The organism is Algoriphagus sp. PAP.12 (assembly GCF_026652115.1).
In the GTDB taxonomy this organism is placed as follows: Bacteria; Bacteroidota; Bacteroidia; order Cytophagales; family Cyclobacteriaceae; genus Algoriphagus.
On the sequence record NZ_JAPPSQ010000002.1, the window covers coordinates 271,444 to 293,929 of the forward strand.

At 39.6% G+C, this 22,486-nt stretch carries 15 protein-coding genes and 1 other RNA gene; 10 read left to right on the forward strand and 6 right to left on the reverse strand.

Annotation, left to right across the window (positions count from 1 at the left end; all coding sequences use genetic code 11):
• Window positions 1–26 precede the first annotated feature (26 nt).
• The 4 genes from O0V13_RS04570 (at window position 27) to O0V13_RS04585 (ending at window position 6,381) form a co-directional block, all read left to right on the forward strand.
• A complete protein-coding gene (locus O0V13_RS04570; protein WP_268033892.1) occupies window positions 27–2,996 on the forward strand; it encodes a DNA polymerase III subunit alpha in 2,970 nt (989 codons plus the stop codon).
• Between the two features lie 74 nt (window positions 2,997–3,070).
• Window positions 3,071–3,529 carry a type II RES/Xre toxin-antitoxin system antitoxin gene (gene parS, locus O0V13_RS04575; protein ID WP_268033810.1) on the forward strand — a complete coding sequence of 153 codons (459 nt, stop codon included), beginning with the start codon at window positions 3,071–3,073 and terminating at the stop codon, window positions 3,527–3,529.
• Window positions 3,530–3,534: 5 nt separating this feature from the next.
• On the forward strand, window positions 3,535–3,996 hold the full coding sequence (locus O0V13_RS04580) for an RES family NAD+ phosphorylase (protein WP_268033811.1): 462 nt from the start codon (window positions 3,535–3,537) through the stop codon (window positions 3,994–3,996).
• Between the two features lie 171 nt (window positions 3,997–4,167).
• Entirely contained in the window at window positions 4,168–6,381 is a 2,214-nt protein-coding gene (locus O0V13_RS04585) for an adenylate/guanylate cyclase domain-containing protein (RefSeq protein WP_268033812.1), read from the forward strand.
• Here O0V13_RS04585 and O0V13_RS04590 read toward each other — a convergent pair.
• From O0V13_RS04590 to O0V13_RS04600, 3 genes are all read right to left on the reverse strand, one after another.
• Window positions 6,356–7,570, reverse strand: a complete 1,215-nt coding sequence (locus O0V13_RS04590) for a S8 family peptidase (RefSeq protein ID WP_268033813.1) — start codon at window positions 7,568–7,570, stop codon at window positions 6,356–6,358. The two genes, O0V13_RS04585 and O0V13_RS04590, sit on opposite strands and share 26 nt — an antisense overlap.
• 78 nt (window positions 7,571–7,648) lie before the next feature.
• Window positions 7,649–9,004, reverse strand: coding sequence for a S8 family peptidase (locus O0V13_RS04595; RefSeq protein ID WP_268033814.1), 1,356 nt, complete (start codon window positions 9,002–9,004; stop codon window positions 7,649–7,651).
• 110 nt (window positions 9,005–9,114) lie between these two features.
• Window positions 9,115–9,999, reverse strand: a complete 885-nt coding sequence (locus tag O0V13_RS04600) for a PPK2 family polyphosphate kinase (RefSeq protein ID WP_268033815.1) — start codon at window positions 9,997–9,999, stop codon at window positions 9,115–9,117.
• Between the two features lie 94 nt (window positions 10,000–10,093).
• On the opposite strand from O0V13_RS04600, the gene O0V13_RS04605 reads away from it, so the two are divergent.
• The 3 genes from O0V13_RS04605 to O0V13_RS04615 all read left to right on the forward strand — a co-directional run bounded on the left by O0V13_RS04605 (window position 10,094) and on the right by O0V13_RS04615 (window position 15,253).
• A complete protein-coding gene (locus tag O0V13_RS04605) occupies window positions 10,094–11,227 on the forward strand; it encodes an acyltransferase family protein (protein WP_268033816.1) in 1,134 nt (377 codons plus the stop codon).
• Between the two features lie 77 nt (window positions 11,228–11,304).
• Window positions 11,305–12,870, forward strand: a complete 1,566-nt coding sequence (locus O0V13_RS04610; RefSeq protein ID WP_268033817.1) for a DUF4287 domain-containing protein — start codon at window positions 11,305–11,307, stop codon at window positions 12,868–12,870.
• A 97-nt stretch (window positions 12,871–12,967) separates the two neighbouring features.
• Window positions 12,968–15,253, forward strand: a complete 2,286-nt coding sequence (locus O0V13_RS04615) for a S9 family peptidase (protein ID WP_268033818.1) — start codon at window positions 12,968–12,970, stop codon at window positions 15,251–15,253.
• 7 nt (window positions 15,254–15,260) lie between these two features.
• Here the strand turns inward: O0V13_RS04615 and O0V13_RS04620 are convergent, their stop codons facing one another.
• Window positions 15,261–15,824: a DUF3109 family protein gene (locus O0V13_RS04620; RefSeq protein ID WP_268033819.1), complete on the reverse strand. Its 564-nt coding sequence runs from the start codon at window positions 15,822–15,824 to the stop codon at window positions 15,261–15,263.
• Between the two features lie 271 nt (window positions 15,825–16,095).
• Here O0V13_RS04620 and rnpB point away from each other — a divergent pair.
• Both rnpB and O0V13_RS04630 read left to right on the forward strand, forming a co-directional pair.
• Window positions 16,096–16,490: RNase P RNA component class A (gene rnpB, locus O0V13_RS04625), an RNA gene on the forward strand.
• Window positions 16,491–16,506: 16 nt separating this feature from the next.
• On the forward strand, window positions 16,507–17,664 hold the full coding sequence (locus O0V13_RS04630) for a sigma-54-dependent transcriptional regulator (RefSeq protein ID WP_268033820.1): 1,158 nt from the start codon (window positions 16,507–16,509) through the stop codon (window positions 17,662–17,664).
• A gap of 185 nt (window positions 17,665–17,849) precedes the next feature.
• On the opposite strand, the gene O0V13_RS04635 is transcribed toward O0V13_RS04630, so the two are convergent.
• Window positions 17,850–18,845, reverse strand: a complete 996-nt coding sequence (locus O0V13_RS04635; RefSeq protein ID WP_268033821.1) for an acyl transferase — start codon at window positions 18,843–18,845, stop codon at window positions 17,850–17,852.
• Window positions 18,846–18,910: 65 nt separating this feature from the next.
• Here O0V13_RS04635 and O0V13_RS04640 point away from each other — a divergent pair, with 65 nt between their 5' ends.
• Window positions 18,911–19,582, forward strand: coding sequence for a hypothetical protein (locus O0V13_RS04640; RefSeq protein ID WP_268033822.1), 672 nt, complete (start codon window positions 18,911–18,913; stop codon window positions 19,580–19,582).
• A 58-nt stretch (window positions 19,583–19,640) separates the two neighbouring features.
• Here O0V13_RS04640 and O0V13_RS04645 read toward each other — a convergent pair whose 3' ends face one another.
• A complete protein-coding gene (locus tag O0V13_RS04645; RefSeq protein WP_268033823.1) occupies window positions 19,641–22,055 on the reverse strand; it encodes an alpha-ketoacid dehydrogenase subunit alpha/beta in 2,415 nt (804 codons plus the stop codon).
• Window positions 22,056–22,486 lie beyond the last annotated feature (431 nt).

Sequence of the window (22,486 nt, forward strand, 5' to 3'; positions counted from 1 at the left end):
TCTCAGCGCAGCGAATATTAAAAATCATGTTTATCAATTGCCATTCCCACTTTAGTTTCAAATACGGTACTCAGTCCGTAGACGCTCTTATTTCCGAGGCAAAGAGCAAGAAACTGGATGCTTTGGCTCTAACTGACATCAATTGCACGGCTGGCGTATTTCCATTTATCCGAGCCGCTCAGAAAGCCGGAATCCATCCAGTCATAGGGATTGATTTCCGCAATGGAACCAGTCAGCAATACATTGGGTTGGCAAAAAATCAGGAAGGGTTCTTTGAACTCAATGAACACCTCTCCCACCATCTGATTCATAAGAGGCCCTTTCACTCAAAAGCTCCGGCTTTCGAACATAGCTTTGTAATCTATCCTTTTTCGGAGAAGCTCATTCCCCTTCGGGAAAATGAATACGTCGGCATTCATCCCAGCCAACTCAATCGTCTGCTTACCTCCCCTTGGTTTCGGAAGAAGGAAAAATTGGTATTACTTCAGCCAGCCACCTTCAGCTCCAAGATCCAGTTCAATGCGCATCGGCTTTTGCGAAGCATAGATCTTAACACACTCCTCAGCAAACTCCCTGTAGAGGAACAAGCAGATCAGACGGATCAATTCTATTCCTACGCGGATCTGATAGCTCGATGCGAAAATCACAGTTATCTCCTGGTCAATGCTCAAAAACTTCTCGAGCAGTGTCAGTTTTCGTTCTATTTCCAAGCCGTCAAAAACAAGAGAGACATTCTAGGTTCGGATTGGGAGGATTTTGATTTTCTCCGACAGGAAACTTTCAAAGGAGCCATTCGACGCTATCCCGACCTGACACCGGAGATTCACAAGCGAATCGAAAAGGAACTGGAACTAATCCAGCAAAAAGGCTTTGTCTCCTACTTCCTGATCAATTACGACATCGTCACTTTCGCCCAACACCGTAATTTCTACCATGTGGGGAGAGGTTCCGGCGCCAATAGCATCGTCGCCTATTGCTTGGGAATTACAGACGTAGACCCCATCGAGCTGGACTTGTATTTTGAGCGATTTATCAATCTGTACCGGGAAAACCCTCCTGATTTTGACATTGATTTCAGCTGGACAGATCGGGACGAGGTGACAGATTACATCTTTCGAAAATACAATTCTGGCAAAAATGAGCATGTCGCTCTACTTGGCTCCTACAGCACCTTTCAGTACAATTCCATGCTTCGGGAATTGGGTAAAGTCTTTGGCCTTCCCAAGACTGATATCGAGTCTTTGATCCACTTTTCCGACAAGGATGACTATCAGCCAGACCAATATGGCAAACTGATCATCAAGTACTCTCAAGTCCTTCATGACATGCCTTCTCACTTGACCATTCATGCCTGTGGCATATTGATTTCGCATAAGCCCATTCATTACTTCACTGCCACGGAGATGCCTCCCAAGGGCTTTCCTCTTGCTCATATCGACATGCATACAGCAGAGGATATCGGTTTACACAAGTTTGACATCCTCAGCCAGCGCGGATTGGGACACATCAAGTCTTCACTGGAGATCATCTATCAAAATCAAGGCATCAAAGTCGATATCCGTGAAGTGGAGAAGTTCAAAAAAGACCCCAAGATCAAAGAACATCTCAGCACCGGACATACCATCGGGGCATTTTATGTGGAATCTCCTGCCATGCGCATGCTCTTGGCTAAAATGAAAGCCAATACCTATCTGGAACTTGTCGCTGCCAGTTCCATCATACGCCCAGGAGTAGCCCGTTCTGGTATGATGCGGGAGTACATCCTTCGACATGTAGATGAAAACCGCAGAAAGGTCGCTCATCCAGTCATGTGGGACATTATGCCGGAAACCTACGGAATCATGGTTTATCAGGAAGATGTGATCAAGGTAGCTCACTATTTTGCAGGTTTGAGCTTGGGAGAAGCCGATGTCCTGAGAAGAGGTATGAGTGGAAAGTCACGCTCCAAGGACGAGTTTCAGCGAATCAAAGATCGCTATTTCAACAATTGTAAAGAGTTGGGACGAGAAGAGCATGTTGCCAAAGAAGTATGGCATCAGATCGAGAGTTTCGCGGGCTATTCCTTTGCTAAGGGACATTCAGCTTCCTTTGCCGTGGAAAGTTACCAAAGCCTCTATTTGAAAGCCTATTTCCCTCTCGAATTCATGGTGGGAGTAATTAACAATTTCGGAGGCTTTTACCATACTGAGTTTTATGTTCATGAACTCCGAATGAATGGAGCAAACATCCAGGCTCCCCACCTCAATGAAAGCGAATACTTGACCCGAATTACAGGTAAAACCGTCTTTCTGGGCCTGATTCATATGAAATACTTGGAAAAGAAGACCGTTGAGAAGCTTCTGACTGAACGAAGGTCAAATGGTCCGTTTCTGAGTTTAGAAGAGTTTGTTTCCCGTGTAGAAATCAGCTTGGAGCAGTTGATCATCTTGATTCGGGTGACTGCTTTTCGCTTTACCGGAAAAACCAAACAGGAACTTCTCTGGGAAGCTCATTTCCTTCAAAATAAGCGAAAGGCTGTCGTGGGGCCTCAAGACCTATTCCGAAGTCAAAGGACTCCAATTGTTTTTGGTAAAAAACCACCCGAAGTTCCGACTCTGGATGAAACTGACATCCGACAGGAGATTCTGGATCAAATCGATATTCTGGAGTTCCCACTGGAATCCCCTTTTCATCTGATCAAAGATCAAAACACCCAAGGAATCAAAGCCAGGGAGATGACTCAATACTTGGGAAAACAGATTACAATTCTCGGCTATCTAGTGACTGTCAAGTACACCAGGACTGTCAAAGGTGATGTGATGCATTTTGGAACCTTCCTGGATCGGGATGGAGACTGGATTGATACCGTACACTTCCCTCCCGTGGCTAAAAAGTTTCCTTTCAAAGGTCGGGCGATCTATAAAATCCAAGGCAAAGTCGTGGAAGAATTTGGATTCTATTCGATCGAAGTGAATGCTTTGGAGCGGATGGCTTATTGGAATGCTGGGGAGGATTAAAAATAAATTAACTCAAACGAATCAAAAAAGGACAATTTACGTTATATTAAAGGACATTTTACCCTTTTAGTATCATGAAACATAAAGATGCCAAAGTCAACGAACCAACTGCTGAATATCAAATATCTCCCGTATCCATTCCAGTAATCCTCAAAGTTGGAGCAGATCGATTGAAAGAGCCACTGAGCAGATTGGAAATTTTCCGAGATGGCTTGCCAAAAAAATCATTTGAAAGTCTCAAAGAGCTATCAGGTTTAGACTATAATACTTTAGCCAATGCACTTGGAGTCTCATCTAAGACACTTCAAAGAAAAGACACGTTTGATACAATTCAATCAGAGAAAATCTACGAATTGGCAGATCTCTATACAATAGGGGTAAATTATTTTGGCCGTGAGGGCTTTAGGAGATGGATGGATAGACCCCTATTTTCCCTCGGAAATCGCCGCCCATTGGATTTGATTGATGTTTCGGAAGGTATAGATCTTCTAAAAATAGAAATAATGCGTCTACAGCACGGAGTTGCAATTTGACGAACATGAAAGTTTACAGAATAGCATTAACCAAGTATACTGATCTCAGCGGTGAAGGGGCAAAACTATATGGAGGAAGGTGGAACCTCCCAGGTTATCCTGCAATTTATGCCGGATCCAGTATCTCCTCTTCCCTATTAGAACGACTCACAATAGACCCAGAACTATTCTCTTCAAACCGCTATGTATTATACTCCGTCATGGAGATCAATTTACCGGAAGAATTGATATACTTCCCGAAAATTGAAGACTTACCTTCAAAATGGAACCATATCCCATCGACACTTGCTTCACAAATGTTCGGAACGGAGTTCTTGAAATCCGGAAACCTTTGTTTTTCAGCACCCTCTATCATAGATCCTACCTCAAAAAATTTCGTAATAAATCCACAATCAAAAGATTTTCCTTCCATTAAGTCTAAAATTTATCCATTGCAACTAGATGAAAGAATCATCAGAAACGGTTAAAATCATTAAACTTTACAAATCCAGCTTATAATTATTCCAAGAAATTTGAAAGCAATAAATTTTCATACAAACCTTGTCCTAAATCTTAAAGAATATTTTTTTCCAGTACTTTTTTGACTAGTTTAAAAGAGCATATCAACAGCCCGAAAGAAATTTTCCATTTGGAAATCTATGAGCCAAGATCATAACAAAAAACAGTCTGTAGTATTTTTCTCAGATATCGTTGGATACACCCGTTTGATGGGTAAAGACGAAGATCGGGCTTTTGCTTTGATGAAAAAAAACTCGGAAATCCATACGGAGGTTCTCAGCAAATTCAGAGGTCAAATCATCAAAGAATTGGGAGATGGCATTTTGGCCACATTTGAGACCGTCCCAGAAGCAATACAAGCCAGTATCGAAATCCAGAAGAAAGTCCAAAAAATGGATAATGATGTCCGTATCCGAATCGGACTTCATTGTGGAGAAATCATATTTGATCATGGAGATGTATTCGGTGATGCTGTAAACCTGACCTCACGAATACAAGGTATTGGTATCCCATCCTGTCTATTGATCTCAGAAAAGGTCCAAGAACTCATTCCAGAAGACTCTGAATTCAACACACTCAAGTTAGGCCCTTTTCATCTTAAAAACGTAGAACAAGCAGTACAGCTTTATGCTGTCACCAATAAACCTTGCGCTGTACCTAAGCGCTCTGAAATCATCCAAAACATCAATTACCAAGAGAAAACACCTTGGAAATTCTGGACAGTCCTGAGCATCACTTTTATTCTATTAGCTTATTTGATTTACTCGATCTTTTGGAATCAAAATATATGGGAAAAAGAAAAATCTGTGGCAGTTCTTCCTTTCAAAGATATCATAACTAATCCTGAGCATGAATTTTTTGCAGAAGCACTAACAGAAGACATCATCTCCCATGTTTCTAAAATTGAAAGCATTAAGGTCATTGATAAAAACGCAGCTTATGAATTCGAAAACAAAGAATCGGATCTAGATTCCATTGCCGAAGTATTAGATGTATCTACAATATTAACTGGAACTGTCCAGTGGATTGGTGAAAGGATTCAAATCAATGTTCAACTGGTTGACCCAATAGAAAACAAAAATCTATGGACCGAGACCTATAATCGGGAAGTCCAGGACCTTTTCAAAGTTCAAACAGAGATTGCTTCCAAAATTGCCACTATTCTCAATAGCAAATTGAGCACTCAAGAGCGCAATCAAATATCAAAAGAGCAAACATCTAATTTTGAGGCCTATAGTCTATTTCTGAAGGGAAAAGAGTATTACGATTACTACGATGGCGACTCATTGGAGAAAGCTGTACAGCAATTCAAAAAAGCAATTGCACTGGACCCAAATTATGCACAAGCTTATACAGGATTAGCAAGCTGTTATTCTCAATACGCATACTATGGCAAGAAAGGATCTTGGTTGGACTCCAGCTTATTGATTAGTGAAAAAGCACTCGAAATTGACCCATATCTTGAAGAGGCATATGCAGCCAGAGGTTCGGCTTATTATTACAAAGGCCAAATTGGCTTAGCTCAGATCTCATTTGAAAGAGCAAGGGCAAATAATCCAAATTTTAGCCCGGCAATTGGGAATCTTGCGACAGTCTACATGACTCAGGGAAAATTAGTCGAGGCAATTCAACTCCAGGCAAAATCCGCATCATTGAATCCAACAAGATTTATTCCTATTCAAATCACAGGTTGGATCTATAGGATCCTAGATCAACCAGATAAAGCTATGGAATGGCTTGAAAGATCAAATTCTGTATATCCATCGGCTGTTACCAATGAACAAATGGCCTATGTCTATTTAGAAGAAGGAAACAAAGAGAAAGCATTAAAAGAAATAGATGAAATACTCAAAATTCAAAATGATACTTCTGGATATGGTTATATGTCGGCTGGTTACGTTGCCTTTTTCGCAAATGAAGTTGAATATGCCGAAGAGCTTTTAGAAAAATCGTTCAATAAAATCCCAGATAGTATGGACGATCCCTATTACTCTGCCCCTATCTTTCTAGCATATTGCTACAAAGTTTCCGGAAAAGATTCATTATATCAGGCCTTTGTCAATCATTCTTTGGAAATAAGACAACCTGCAAACCAAATTACAGATGATGACTCAAACCTTTGGTTTGACCTTGCTCAATTAGAAGCAATAAAAGGCGATAGAGCCAAAGCTCTATCTTATCTGAAAACTGCAATAAATTTTGGCTATAGGGATGATTTCAACATCCTTTTCAATCCAATTTTCAAAGACTGGATCACAGATCCTAAGATGATTTCATTGTTAAATGAAATTGATGAGAGTATAGTCGAAATGAATAAAAAACTTCAGACTATCGACCTGCAACGAAATAGGTAACACCTCCAAATTGGACAGAAACTCCCCGATTAGGGAGACCTCCTTTCGAATGGATCAATCCAGCCACAAGGGCACCAGCCATCGATGTACCAGACATTACATTGTAGCTATTCCTAGGAAATGTAGATACTAAGGCATTACCTGGAGCTACCCAATCGATTGGCGGAATTCCCATATTTGAAAAAGCACTAAAACCACCAATCTCCCCACAACTGAAATCTACGGATGCTACGGTGACTACATTGGGTCCATTTATGCAACCCGGTAAGTTGGAATTGGCAAAAGCTGTCTCATTCCCTGCGGACATTACCACAAAAACTCCCTTATTACCCAAATCCAATATTATATCTCTTAAAAAAGGTTCAGAATTCTCACAGTCCATAACCTCGGAAGCACCCAAACTCATCATTACCACATCCCCAGCAACACCAAATTTCTCAACATGATTTAAAGCCAAAACTAAGTCAGACCAATTCCCAAATCCATTCCTGTCCAATACTTTGATCGGAATAATCTCAGCTCCTGGAGACATCCCGGTTACTCCAGGATTTCCTCGTCCCATCCCAGCAGCTAATCCTGCACAATGGGTTCCATGCCCTGCAAAGTCCTCTAATGGGCTCTCGCCTGAGATAAATGATGCTGAAAAATTTGGATTCGTACTAACATTTAGATCTGTATGAGTTCCTTCTACACCCGAATCAATAATCCAAATCGAAGATCTGGATGACCCAGTCGATGATCCTCCCATCAATGGGATTGCGCAGCTGGCTTTTATTGCAGGATCATATAACCAATCCCCAAAATTTTCACCTTGCATTCTAGGTCTGGTTCCCTGCATGCGGGGACGACTTTGCATTTGGAAGTCCTCAAGTACAGATTGTACATTTGGGTCATTTCTTAGATTCGAAACCTCATTAGAATTCAGTGAAGCGACAAATCCCACAGCCCCATCTACAAACTTTTTTGCTTGACCTTGCTGTATATTCCTTTGCCTTAAAAACTGATCAAGTTTTGCTATTTTTTGATTCCTACTGGAAGCATTCGAATTAGCTTGCTGCCCTCTATTTGGATTCCTGATTTGATTTTTCCTAATAGGCGCTTCAAAGCTATCCTTGAATACCACTACATAGTTTTTATTTTGTGCAAAAATCAGGGTTGACACCATGATCAACCCCAAAACTAACAGCATTTTTTTCATTATGATCAGCATTAAGTCGTATTCAACTTAATTATAATCATCAAAAAATCCAATAGTTACTTAGAAAAATTAAAAGTTAATTTTCCCTATTTTATAAATAGGGTCTGGTCCACCTGTTCCGTCATTTCCCCTCCTTGTATACCCGAGAATACCTACCTCTTGATTATGGTATAAAATACCAGAAAATATAGCCGCCGAAATAGATGTACCCGAAACAACAACATATTTTCCTCCAGGTGCTGTTGTAAATATTTGTTCCCCCGGTTCCAAATAATCTATCGAGGGGATTCCATAATTTGAAAAACTTGAAAACCAATAAGTTCCCATTAATGGCATTTCTATAGATCCAATAGTATAGGTCTGCGCTTCGATTCCTGATTGAGAACTGCTTAAGTTTACACATCCCAGAAAGTTAGTTGTGGATGAATTCCCATCATTTCCCGCAGACATTACAATGGATATTCCTTTACCCACCAAGCTGGCCAAAAATGAAAGTATTGGTCCGTTATTACATGGTGCTGATTTTAAATCATACCCCAAACTTAAATTGACTATATCTCTTTGAGTACCGTATTGATAAACATATTCAAGGGCTGATTTCATCAAGGAGGTATTTGACTTCCCCTTTTTATCAAAGACTTTGAGTGACACCATTTTAGCTCCAGGATACACTCCATTCACACCATACCCTTCTTCAAATTCTGGCTCACTAGATGCAATTCCACCTATCACACCTGCCAAAAAAGTCCCATGTCCAATACTATCAATAAATGGATTTTTGCCGCTGTTCGCAAAATCTTTTGATAAAGTATCTTCTGGAAAAAATATATTAATATCCTGATGAGATGAATCTATTCCAGTATCGATTATCCATACTCTGTGACTCGGATTATCTCCTTGTGGCTCTCCCCCGCCTATTCGCTGAACCATGATACTTGATTTTCCAATCGAATCATACCTCATCTGTTCCTGCATCTGTGGCCTCTTGGCTTGTTCCAAATACTCAGTCTGCATGATCGGACGCTTGGCTTGGATTTCAATACTCTGAGTTAGTTCGTATTCAGAGCTATAAGGACTATTTATTAACTTATTTAATTGATCCAATTTCAAGCCCTTTAAGTAAACAGATACTTCAACTAAAACTCGAATTTGATCATCAGAAACATTTATTGAACTATCAATTCTTTTTATGTATTTCCTTATTGAATCCTTTTTTTGCAAGATTTTTTGGTTGCACTTTGAGTCAGCAAAGCCATTTTGACAATCATCATTTTCTGTAATTACTTTAAAGCCTGAATTTGACTTAAAAACCATTTCATAGTCATAAAGTAGTTCATCTGGAAGACTAACTTGACTTATCCCTGATTGACCTTTACACGAGAATAGTACAAAACTAACGCAGAATGAAAGAAACAAAGTTTTCATATATTCAAAAGTTAAATGTTTAAAAATCAATTATTTAAAAGCTAATGAATATACAAAAAATCTAATTAGAATTCTTTAAAAAGCACAAAAACAACCCTTATAGTCCAATATTAATTTTCAGGTTTTGATAGCATTTCTCGGTATTGGCCCAATTTTGCTTTAATCTCATCATCCAATTCAGGTTCTTGAATACCTTCTAATTTCATCATGGTCTCGTAGATGACTTTTGCTACCAAAACTCTTGCAGCCTCTTTATCATCCGATGGGATAATGTACCAAGGAGCATATGGTGTGGAGGTCTCTTTGATAGCTTCCTCATAGCATTCCTGATACTTGTCCCAAAGCGCTCTTTCTTTTAAGTCTCCAGGCGAAAACTTCCAATTATGCTTTTCATTCTCCAACCTTCGAAGCAATCTGTTTCTCTGCTCTTCTTTACTGAGATGTAAAAAGAATTTGAGAATTACCGTTCCATTTTCAGATACGTGCTTTTCAAAATTTCGAATCTGCTCAAATCGCTGAGTCCAGAATTCCGGAGTGATGTCTTCTACAGAATCTATCCCTGGAATATTTTCTGCCATGATATATTCTGGATGTACACGAGTCACTAGGACATTTTCATAGTGAGTTCTATTGAAAACCGCATATTTTCCTCTTGCTGGCAACGCTATGTAATGCCTCCAAAGATAATCGTGCTTCAATTCTAATGAGGTTGGAGTTTTAAAACTATGGACAACCACTCCTCTTGGATTAAATTCCTGGAATACTTCTCTAATCAAACTGTCTTTTCCGGCTGTATCCATGCCTTGCAAACAGATTAATACGCCGTACTTGCCATGCGCATACATGGTATCTTGATGTTCGCTTAGTGCTTCTCTCAGATCATTTAATTCCTTTTTTTTCTTTTTTTCTGAAGCATCAAGGTCTAAGTAGGTAGGCCTTTCTGATAGTTTGACAGTAGTATTAGCGAGAAGAGTTTTTATTTCCACTTTTTTCATAAGTAATCTATTCGATGGCAATTTGAATTGAAAACAAGATAATATTTTATCTTCAAGACTTTAGAAGTAAAAAACTAATTACAAACCACCAATAATGACACAAATCCCTATCAGGTCAGGCCTAGGTAATCGCTACCTTGCTTTAGACGTCCTGCGAGGAATGACTATTGCATTTATGATTATAGTCAATACTCCGGGTTCTTGGGCCAACCTTTACGCACCCTTAGCCCACGCCCATTGGCATGGCTTCACCCCAACAGACCTAGTTTTCCCTACATTCCTATTTGTGGTAGGTAATGCTATGAGTTTTGCGATGAAAAAGCTCAATGAGATGGAAAGCTCACAGTTTTTCAAGAAAGTTGGAAAACGTACCCTTCTTATTTTCTTGATTGGATGGTTATTGAATGCCTTCCCTTTCTTTGACTATAATGAAGCCGGTGAAATGGTCTTCAAAAATCTAGCAGAAGTTCGTCTTCTAGGCGTATTACAGCGAATTGCATTGGCGTATTTCTTCGCTGCGCTTATTCTTTATTATGGCAAAGAAAAAGGTGGATGGATATTCTCAGGAATTGCTCTTCTGGGTTATTGGGCGATTATGGCTTTGTTTGGAGACTATACATTGGAGGGAAATGCAGCGATCAAACTGGATAAAATCCTAATCGGTGAACCTCGCATGTATATGGGAGAAGGACTTCCATTTGACCCTGAAGGCATATTAAGTACACTCACATCCATTGTCAATGTAATTGCCGGCTATCTAGCGGGAAAATACATCCAGAAGAAAGGAAATACCGCCCAGACGGTTAGAATGCTTTTGGTTACTGGAGTAGTTTTGATCGCAGGCAGCTATTTATGGGACGTAGTTTTTCCTATCAACAAAAAGATTTGGACTAGTCCTTATGTGTTATTAACCGTGGGTTGGGACTTGATCATTCTTTCTATTTTGATCTTCTTTATTGAGGTCAAAGATTTCAAAGGCTGGACTTATTTCTTTCAGGTCTTCGGTCGAAACCCATTGATGCTTTACATCATGGCTGATTTGGTCATTACAGCTGCTTCAATGATCAGTATTGGTGATACTACCTTAAGAGGAGCTATTTATGCAAGTTTGTATACCTCATGGCTAAGTCCAAAATTAGCTTCATTCTTATTCGCAATAAGCTATATGCTGGTTATCTGGCTTATTGGACTTTGGATGGACAAAAAGAAAATCTATGTAAAAGTCTAAAGCACAACCGATTGATTTTAAGCTTTTGAAGTAATTGATTATCTTATTGAATAATTTTTACTTCAAAAGCTTTTTTTATGGACTTAACTTTTGGTGTTTACAACGTAGAGTGGATGAGAGATCTTTTCGATCTTGATGGAATTCCACGAATGACACATCAGGAAAAAGAACGAAGCCAACAGCTGGCCGAAGTCATTCAGACAATTGACCCTGATTTTTTAGGAATAGTTGAAGGTCCAAATACGCTGGTGGACCAAAGCAAAACAGCTAGTCAGCAATTGGTCACCTGGACTCAACAATTCATTCCCGATTCCAATTACCAAGCTATCCATGGCTTCCCCTCTCCTGGCCAACAAGAGCTCTGTGCCATTTATAAACCTGACAAAGTAAAAGTTCTTTTCACACCTGAAAATGATGAAAAGAAGAGCTTCAAAGAACCATTCTTAGTGGATACCACCAACCGTTTAATTCATGAGCAATACAAGCATTATCGCCCACCTTTGGAATTGAGTATTCTAGACTTAAATGATCAATTGATTTCAAGAGTTATTGTGGCACACACCAAATCAAAAGGGATTTTTGACCGAGTTGATTATGCACGCTTTGAGCAGCTGTCAGCGAGGGATCGACTAAGACTATTTGCCGAATGTACCCATATCAGATCCCGCTGTGATGATTACCTTGAAAAAGGCCAACCTGTGATCGTCATGGGAGATATCAATGATGGTTTTGAATTGGATTTCTATGAAAATAAATTCAGCAAAAGTGCAGTAGAAATCCTTTTGGGTGATCCTTGGAAACCTGAGTGGATTTTAAAATCAGTACTACCCAAACCCAAGCTGAATTCTTATGGTTGGGTTCCCAACTCGGGAAGATTTAGAGACAGAATCACCGGTGACGAATTCAATGTATTGATCGACCATATTTTGGGTAGTCAAACTCTCAATTTTAGTAATGGCAAAGTTTGGAATCCTTATACCGAAAAGAACGATCCGGAAATCCAGGCAATTTCAAATTCACTAAAAAAAGGATCAGATCATTTCCCTATTTCAGTTACCTTAAGCATTTATTCAACCCAAAATAGTATGGATGCAGCAGCTCAAACCATGATAGCCAATCTGGAAAAAAACACCGGCAAAAGCCTCGACGAATGGGTATCCATTGTCAAAAAGGAAAACTTCCAAAAGCATGGAGAGATTTTGAAATTCCTAAAAGCAGATCATGGATTTACTCATGGGTTTGCCAATTTGGTCGCTCATAAAACCCTGAAATCAGATGCGGGATCCGTTTCTGATACGGATGAATTAATCACCAAACAATATAAAGGAAAAGAGCACTTTTTACCCCTTTTCGAAAAATTGAAAAAGGAGATTTCAGCTTTTGGAAAAGATGTGGAATTTGCCCCAAAAAACGCCTATGTGAGTGTTCGTAGAAAGAAACAATTTGCGCTTCTCATTCCCGCTACAAAGACAAGATATGAAGTTGGAGTCAATCTGAAAGGAGAAGAACCCTCCGGCATTTTGGAAATAGACACCAAATCCAATGGGATGGTCAGTCATAGAATCATGATCGTCAATCCTGAAGAACAATATTGGAGGGAAACTATCGATTGGCTCAAAAAAGCCTATGATGCTGCTGGATAAATAATACCATCTACAAAAACACACCACATTCGGTCAATTTCGAGGATGTATTCTTAGGTATTTGGGGATAAATTGTCTTAAAATTGAACCTCGACCTATGCTCAAGACTCAGACTTTCAAACCTTTTCAGTTCATTCTTTGGATAAGCTTGTCCTTTTTTAGTTTTCAAGCCTTTTCCCAAATCACAGAAAACACCTATCATCGTGCCGAGTATTTTCTCAGTAATAATATCCAAAGGGAAGTGTATCATATGGAAGTCATCCCCAATTGGATACAAGGCACTGAGAAATTTTGGCATGAAACCTTTACCAAGGATGGAAAAAGGTTTTTTATCACTGATATTTCAACCCAAAAAACAGAGGAGCTTTTTGACCATGAAAAACTGGCAAAACTGCTTTCAGACCACTCTGGTGAAGAAATTGATGCAGGGAACCTTCCTTTGAATCGATTGAGTGTCAAGGAATCCGGAGAAATTAGCTTTAACTTTCAGAATAAAAGCTGGACTTATACCCCTGAAAAAGAGGAGCTTTCCTCCTCTCCTGCCAGAGACTTTCCAAACAGGGATTATGCTATCTCTCCTGACGGAAAATGGAAAGCATACACCCAAAATTTCAATCTGTATGTAGAAAACCAGGAAACCGGGGAAGTGACTCAGTTAAGTTTTGACGGGCAAAAAAACTATGAATACGCATCATTTTGGGGATGGTCAGATATGCTTTATGGTGAAAATGGTACAAGACCAGAGCATTTTACAGCCCGTTGGTCTCCAGATTCCAAGTATATCCAAACTCAGATTGTTGATCTGAGATTAGCAGAAAAAATGTTTCTCCTTGATTTCAGCCAGGAGGACAAATTCAGACCACAGTTGATGGCCTATTACAGAGGTTCGCCGGGTGATTCCACCGTGGTTAATTACATCCCGGTGCTATTCGATGTGGAAAATCGAACAGAGAAGAAATTCCCGAAACTAACAGGAACGCATTTTACAGGCCTCAACCTAAGATGGAGTCCGGATAGCCAAACACTCAATGGACTTTATTTTCCAAGAGGTTATAAGGAAATGAGTTTGATTGAAATGGATAGAGAATCTGGAGATGTTCGAAAAGTCTACGCTGAATCTTCAGACACACATATCAATAATGGCCCAATCCTGAGAAGATTGGAAGATGGCAGATTTATTATCAGTTCTGACAAGTCAGGATGGAACCATCTTTATCTTTATGATTGGAAAAGTGGGGAGGAAATCAATCCAATCACAAGCGGAGAATATGTCGTGAAAGAACTTGTCTATCTAGACGAGGAAAATGAAGTTTTGTACTTCATGGGTTCCGGTAAAGAAAAAGACATCAACCCTTACTATTCTATGCTATACAAAATTGGATTGGATGGATCAGGACTGACACTTTTAACACCTGAGAACTCATTCCATTCTGTTTCCTATCAAGACGGGAAAGACTATTTTATCGACAATTATTCTAGAGTTGATCAGCCTACCGTTTCGGTAGTAAGGGATTTAAATTCAGGAGAGATTCTTTTCAAAATCTCAGAAGCAGATATTTCCAACCTGAAAAAAAGAGGCTATCAAAGTCCTAAGCAGTTCACTGCAACTGCCAAAGACGGTAAAACCACCATTTACGGAATCTATTATCTTCCTACCACTTTTGACAAAAAGAAAAAGTATCCGATCATCGATTATACCTATACCGGGCCACATATAGATATCACTCCTAAAACATTCAAATCAGCTTTGATTGGACTTCAGCAACCTATGGCTGAGTTGGGATTTGTGGTGGTAACAGTAGATGGTTTGGGAACTGCTGGCCGAGGCAAAGCTTTCAATGACGTTTCTTATAACAACCTTGGGGATGGAACGACAGATCATGTATTAGCAATCAAAGAATTGGCTTCTCAAAACAAATTCCTGGATGTCAACAAAGTAGGAATTTTCGGACATTCCGCGGGAGGTTATGACGCTGCCAGAGCCATGCTCCTTCATCCGGACTTTTACAAAGTGGGAGTTGCTTCAGCGGGAGATCATGATCATCGAATGGAAAAAGCCTGGTGGCCAGAAATGTACATGGGTTATCCGAGAGGAGATTTCTACCACGAGCAAAGTAACGTCACCAATGCAGCAAACCTAAAAGGTCACCTTTTATTGGCTCACGGAGGAATAGATGAAAATGTGAACCCTTCAGCAACTTTCAAGCTTGCAGAGGCTCTGATCGCTGCTAATAAAGATTTTGATTTGTTTATCTGGCCAAGTCGAAATCACAGTTTCGGAAGAACTAACGGGGACTATTTCACTAAAAAGCGGTGGGATTATTTTATCGAGCATCTTTTAGGGGAACAACCTATTAGACACTACAAGATTAAGACTGACTAAGATTCAATTAGCCTTCAATTTCCTTAACCAGTTCCTCATACCATGCCTCTCCGTACTTCCTTACCAAGGCATCTTTGAGAAAGCGATATAAAGGAACTTGAAGGCTTTTCCCTAACTGACAAGCAGGATCACAAATGTGCCAACGATCATAATTCAATGCTTCAAACTGATCGTATTTGGTCACGCGAATAGGATACATGTGGCAAGAGATCGGCTTTTTCCAAGAAATCTTTCCATCCAAATAAGCTTCTTCAATCCCACATTTTAGGATTCCTCTTTCATCATAAAGCGCATAAGCACACTCCCGGTTATCGCCGATTGTAGGAGTTCCTTTGTCTCCATCTTTATCAAATACCCACACGCCCTGTTTTTCGATTACATCGCGCCCTTCTTGAGTGATATAATCCTTAACAATCGGATAAATATCCTCCAGAATTTTAGTCTCATCATCTTCTAGTGGAGCTCCCGCATCACCTTCCACACAACATGCACCTTTGCATGCTTCTAAGTCGCAAACGAAAAAATTTTCCTTGATATCATCCGAAAGGACTGCATTGCCCACCAAAATCATAGCCTATTTTTTTTGACAAAGTTAAGCATCCTTTTCGATTGTAAAGGGTAAAAAAAGAACCGCTCCCTTTTTATGGAGAGCGGCTCAACCCAGCACTATGAAGAAAAGCTATTATTAGCTTTCAAATACAGAAACATAAGTTTGGGTAAAAGGTTTACAGACAGAGAGTTTTTTTAGATTTTTTTACAATTGAGGTGATTTTCCTACACATGGATTCTTTCTGAACATAAAAAAATCAGAACTCATTATTCCAAAATCACGTACTTTGCAAAGTGCAAGTCGGCTTGTCGCTGCAAATCTTTTGGATTTGGAGAGGAAAGTCCGGGCAACATAGAGCGCCATACTTCTTAACGGGAAGGGTGTCAACTGGCGACGGTTGGCATACAGAAAGTGCCGCAGAAAATATACCGCCCCTTTGGGGTAAGGGTGAAAAGGTGGAGTAAGAGCCCACCGCTTCGGCAGTGATGTCGAGGGCATGGCAAACCTTATGGGTTGAAAGATCAAATAGGCCTCGGGCAAAGAGCTGCTCGTTCGATTCTCGATTTTCGGGATTCCGGGGTGGGTAGATCGATGGATCCTGCTTGTGAAATCAGGACTAGATAAATGACAGGCGTCTTCACTTTTTAGTGGAGATTACAGAACCCGGCTTACAGACTTGCACTTTTTCTTTTAACTTAGACCTATGTCAAAAATTCTGATTATCGATGACGAAAAAGTCATCAGATCCACCCTGAGAGAAATACTCGAATACGAAAAATTTGAAGTCAGTGAAGCCCAAGATGGGGAACAAGGACTTGCCAAACTCAAAGAGGAAGATTTTGATTTGGTACTTTGTGATGTGAAAATGCCCAAAATGGACGGAATTGAGGTGTTAGATCAAGCCAAGGCTTTAGACAAGTCGCCTCAGTTTATCATGATCTCTGCGCATGGGAGCATAGAAACTGCAGTGGAAGCAACCAAGAAAGGAGCTTTTGATTTCATACCCAAACCACCGGATCTCAACAGATTGCTTTTGACTGTTCGCAATGCATTGGACAAAAACAATCTAGTAACAGAGACAAAGGTTCTCAAGAAAAAGCTTTCCAAGAAATTTGATATGGTAGGTGAATCCAAGCCTATTCTTCAAGTCAAAGAAACTATTGAAAAAGTAGCTCCAACTGATGCGAGAGTATTGATCACCGGTCCAAACGGTACTGGAAAAGAATTGGTAGCTCATTGGATTCACCAAAAAAGCAATCGTTCCTCAAATCCATTTGTAGCCGTAAACTGCGCTGCAATTCCTTCTGAATTGATCGAATCAGAGCTTTTTGGTCATGAAAAGGGAGCATTTACCTCCGCACACAAGCAACGCGCAGGTAAATTTGAACAAGCTCAAACTGGAACTTTATTTTTGGATGAAATCGGAGACATGTCCCTTTCAGCTCAATCCAAAGTATTGCGAGCCTTACAGGAAAACCTGATCAACCGTGTAGGAAGTGACAAGGACATCAAAGTAGATGTTCGAGTCTTGGCAGCAACCAACAAAGACCTTAAAAAGGAAATCGAAGAGGGGCGATTCAGAGAAGATCTTTATCACAGATTGAGTGTGATTTTGATCCAGGTTCCAGCTTTGAAAGACAGAAAAGATGACATACCTCTATTGATCGAGAAGTTCCTATCCGATATAGCTGCAGAAAGTGGAGATTCGAAACGTGGAATTACCAAAGAGGCATTGGCAAAACTTCAGGAATTTCCATGGACCGGAAATATCCGAGAATTACGAAATGTAGTAGAAAGGCTAGTGATCTTGGGTGAGCCCACGATCAGTCTGGATGATATAAAAAAATATGCTGACTATTGATAGTCAGCATTTTTTTATCCGTTTGATCTTTGCTCAACCGAAGCCTTTGCGTAAGCTGGGCAAGGTTTGCTAGAAGCGCAGGCTCCTAATGCTAATACTCCGATCAATAATGCGATAGTGGCTAATTTTTTCATGAATATATGTTTAGGCTTTTCAAATATGTTTAATTAATCCTTTTTAAGCAATTACTGAACCAGAAGATTGCAGCCTCTGATCTCTGAATTATCAAATCTACCCAAGACTTCAAGCATTCCATTTTCATCATATTTCCCCAAATCTTGGGTTTCAATAAATGAGCAGGAATGAAAATTCCCGAGATCAATCACATTGATACCACCCTGGGATCTATTGGACCAGGAAAATGGATCATTGACATCTCTCAATAGAACGCGCATACAAGTCGGTAGCGTATACTTTCCTTTTCCCTTTGAGTATGCTTGAGACATCAATTCAGTCATTCCGTACTCAGAATGAATCGCAGGGACCTGAAAATAAGATATCAAAATATCATGAACTTCTTCTCTGATCATCTCCTTTCTTCTCCCCTTCATACCACCTGTTTCCATGACGATGAGATTTTCCATAGGAAAAAATTTCTGACCGGATTCTGCTAAATCCAATAGAGCAAAAGTCACTCCCAGCAGCAAAACTTTCTTAGGGCCATTTGCTAGAAGCTTCATTTTATCCAAAAGTTCTTCCTGATTATAGAGGTAAAAGCCTGAATGGTCAGATTTGGATTCATGAATAAAATAATCAGCCATGGCGACAAGACTACTTCCCTTCCTTTCCAGATACGCCGGCAATAAAGCCAACACATGAAAGTCCTCTAAACTACCGTACAAATTTTCAAAAAGCCGCTTTGAATGCTCCAAATACCATTTTTGAGACCAGAAATAATGCTTACTGGTAATCATTCCTGTAGTTCCAGAACTTGAAAAGAATCCTTCAAACTCTTCTTTTGCCCCTGAAAGGACATGAAAATCCTTAAAAAAACGAATTGGTAAAAAAGGAATTTCTTGTAGCGAATGGATGGATCGAGGCGTTATATTTCTAGCATCCAGATACGCTTTGTAGATTGGGTTTCGAGAGGATTGAAAATAAAAAATTTCTAAAGCTAGGCTTTCAAAGTCTTCTGACTTTAAATTTGACACCTTACTCGAAAAACTTTTAAAATCCTGCATCGTTTTATATTTTGCATGTACCCAACCGGGCAAACCTTTTTCCGGTTGTAAATTTAACTCACCATATGCGATTGAAAAGTTATTTAGGACTATTCTTTTTAAGTGTTGCCGCGGCATCCTGTGTCAACCCACCTGAAAATTTCCCTTCTACCCCATTAATAACTTTTGAATCCTTAGAATATGTACCTACTTCAGGTGCAGATTCTTTGATCGTCGGGATTGATTTTCAAGATGCAGAAGGGGATTTGGGATTGGCAGCAACAGAAATCGACCCTCCCTTTAATTCCGTAAATTATCAAAGGGATGCTGCGGGAAATTTAATTACTTATGGAAACCGACCAACTGAAGCGCCTTCCTATAATCCAATTGACTGGGTAGTAGACCCAATTGTAAATAACCAGATTGTGAAAGACACGATATGGGTCGTTCAAAACCCAGATCAATACAATATTTTCGTAAAGTTTTTCATAAAGAAAAATGGAACCTTTACTGAGTTCAAATGGCAAGACCCTCCTTATTATACCACATTTAACGGTCGCTTCCCTAGAATTCTTAATTCAGATGAAGGTCAGGCTGTAGAAGGGAATATAAGTTATGGCATGCTTTCTTCAGGTTGGGAAGCTATTTTTAGAAATGACACCATCCGAGTAGACGTCCAAATTCAGGATAGGCAACTCAACCGAAGCAATGAGGTATCTAGTCAAGAAGTTACTTTAAAGCAGATCACAAGAAATTAAAACATAAAAAAAGAGGCTTTGAATTAATTTAAAGCCTCTTTTTTATTTATCTCTTCCTTTAAATAGCTGGGAATTTTTTAGGATTAGATTCATGCATAATGGCATATACTTTTTCTACCACATCATCTGTACTTGGCTTTGAGAAATAATCTCCATCCGAAGAATAGGCAGGTCTATGTGCCTTAGCAGGTAAAGTCTGAGGTTCTGAATCCAAATAGGAGAAAATTCTCTGCTCATCCATTGCTTGCTGAAGCATATAGGCAGTGGCACCACCTGGTACATCCTCATCTGCAAAAATAACTCTGCTCGTCTTTTTCACAGATTCTCCTATCACACCATGAACATCAAAGGGAACTAAGGTTTGTACATCTATGACTTCCACTTCAATTCCGATTTCAGATAATTCTGCTGCTGCTTCCAACACTATTCGACACATGGAGCCATAAGTCACAACAGTAATATCTGATCCCTCACGAAGAATATCCGGCTTACCCAAAGGAACTGTAAATTCATTCAAATTTGCAGGAAGCTTTTCTTTTAATCTATAGCCATTTAGACACTCGATCATAATGGCCGGATCATCAGAGTTTAAAAGCGTATTATACATTCCTGCTGCCTGAGTCATATCTCTAGGAACACAAACCACCATTCCTCTCAATGAGGAAAGAATCATTCCCATCGGAGATCCGGAGTGCCAAACGCCTTCTAATCTGTGGCCACGGGTTCTGATAATTACAGGAGCTTTCTGACCGCCTTTGGTTCTATAATGAAGAGATGCCAAATCATCGGAAAGCATTTGCAAACCATATAGCAAATAATCCAAATATTGGATTTCTGCGATAGGTCTTAAACCTCTCAAAGCAGCACCTATCCCCTGTCCTACAATGGTACATTCACGGATACCGGTATCAGCTACTCTCCATTCTCCATGCTTAGCTTGAAGGCCCGCAAAAGCCTGATTCACATCTCCAATTTTCCCTACATCCTCACCAAAAGCGAAGAATTTGGGTTCATTTTCCAGTTTGGCATCAAAATATGCCTGAAGCACTTCTCTACCATCTACTGTTGGAGAGTTTTCTTTGAACTCAGCAGGTACTTCTTTAATATTTAAAACTGACCACTGCGACTCAGAGTAAAGGTGACTATTGTATCTGTCATGAATATCCTTTTGTCTCTCTTCATACCAGAATTTCAAAGCATCTTTTTCAGCATTTTGATCATATCTCAGAATCAATAATGCCTTTCGAACTGTAGAAATCACATCCTTTCTAATTGGATTGATTGTCTTTTTCAGTTCTTCAGCCATTTGGTCCAAAACCACTTTTCTAGTGCTTCCATTAGCTGCAGACTTGATCAGTTGAACGGCTTCAGCCAATTCCTTTTTGATCTCTGAACTAAAAGCAGTCCAAGCAGCTTCTTTCTCTTTTCTGGCTAAAGCCTTCGCCTCAGATTCTATTTTATCTAAGGTATCTGCAGTGGCAATACCATTTTCAAGAATATACTCTCTAAACTTTTTGTTACAGTCCCAATCCTTCTCCCACTGCAATCTTTCAGCAGATTTATATCTTTCATGGGAACCAGAAGTACTGTGACCTTGTGGCTGAGTCATTTCTTCCACATGGATCATGACAGGAATATGATCCTTCCTTGCCAATTCACCAGCTTCGAAGAATGCCTCCAATAGACCTTCATAGTCCCAACCTTTGACATTTATTATTTCAACACCAGGTTTTTCTTCAGTTCTCTGAAAACCAGCCAAAACCTCAGAAATACTTCCTTTAGTCGTATGAAACTCTTGAGGAACTGAAATTCCAAATCCATCATCCCAAATGGCGATCACCATTGGAACTTGCATCACTCCTGCAGCATTGATACTTTCAAAAAACATACCCTCAGAAGTGGATGCGTTTCCGATCGTTCCCCAAGCCACTTCATTACCATGGATTGAAAATTGAGTCAGGTGTTTCAGCCCCTTATTTTCTCTATATACTTTGGAGGCATATGCCAATCCCAAAAGCTTGGGCATCTGTGCAGCTGTCGGGGAAATATCTGCAGCAGAATTATACATTTTTGTCAACTCCTTCCAAGAACCATCTTCATTCAATGATCTTGTGGCAAAATGACCATTCATCAACCTTCCTGCACTTGCTGGCTCTGCTTCTACATCGGTATGGGCATACAATTGAGCAAAATATTGCTGAACTGAAAGCTCACCCAATGCCATCATGAATGTCTGATCCCGATAATATCCAGATCTAAAATCACCGATTTGGAAAGCTCTGGCCATAGCAATTTGAGCAAGCTCTTTTCCATCTCCGAAAATTCCAAACTTGGCTTTACCCATAAACACCTCTTTTCTACCCATCAAAGAGGCATGTCTGCTAATCATAGCAACTCTAAAGTCCTCTAAAACAGATTGATGATCCCCGAGGTATTTGGGCCGGTTTTTTCTACTGATATCTAGTTCTGCCATTTGAATTGTTTACTAAAGTTACTTGGGTCTATTTGGGCACATTTTTCTATGCAGATCAAAAATAGCCAAATACTTTTTTTTTGCAAATTTAATCTAGACATATTTTCAGACTAAAATTTTGATTTAACAAGAAAAAACAATCTAAAAACAAATATTATTCTGTTAAAGCGTTTTACACCTCTAAAATATTTGAAAACATAATAAACTTATTCTACTGTAAACCAGCTTTTTAGCCAAAATTAATTCTCAGAATTTTCCTCTTTTAAAATTTGAATTTTGAAATTTTCATCATCCTCAAAATTAATAATAGAATATTCTTTTGAAAAACAACTTTTTTCAAAACGAGACCAAATACTATTCTAAAAAATGCATTTAGAATCGTCCCCCCTTACTATCTTTGCCCGCATAATTTAAATCCAAATAGACTAGCC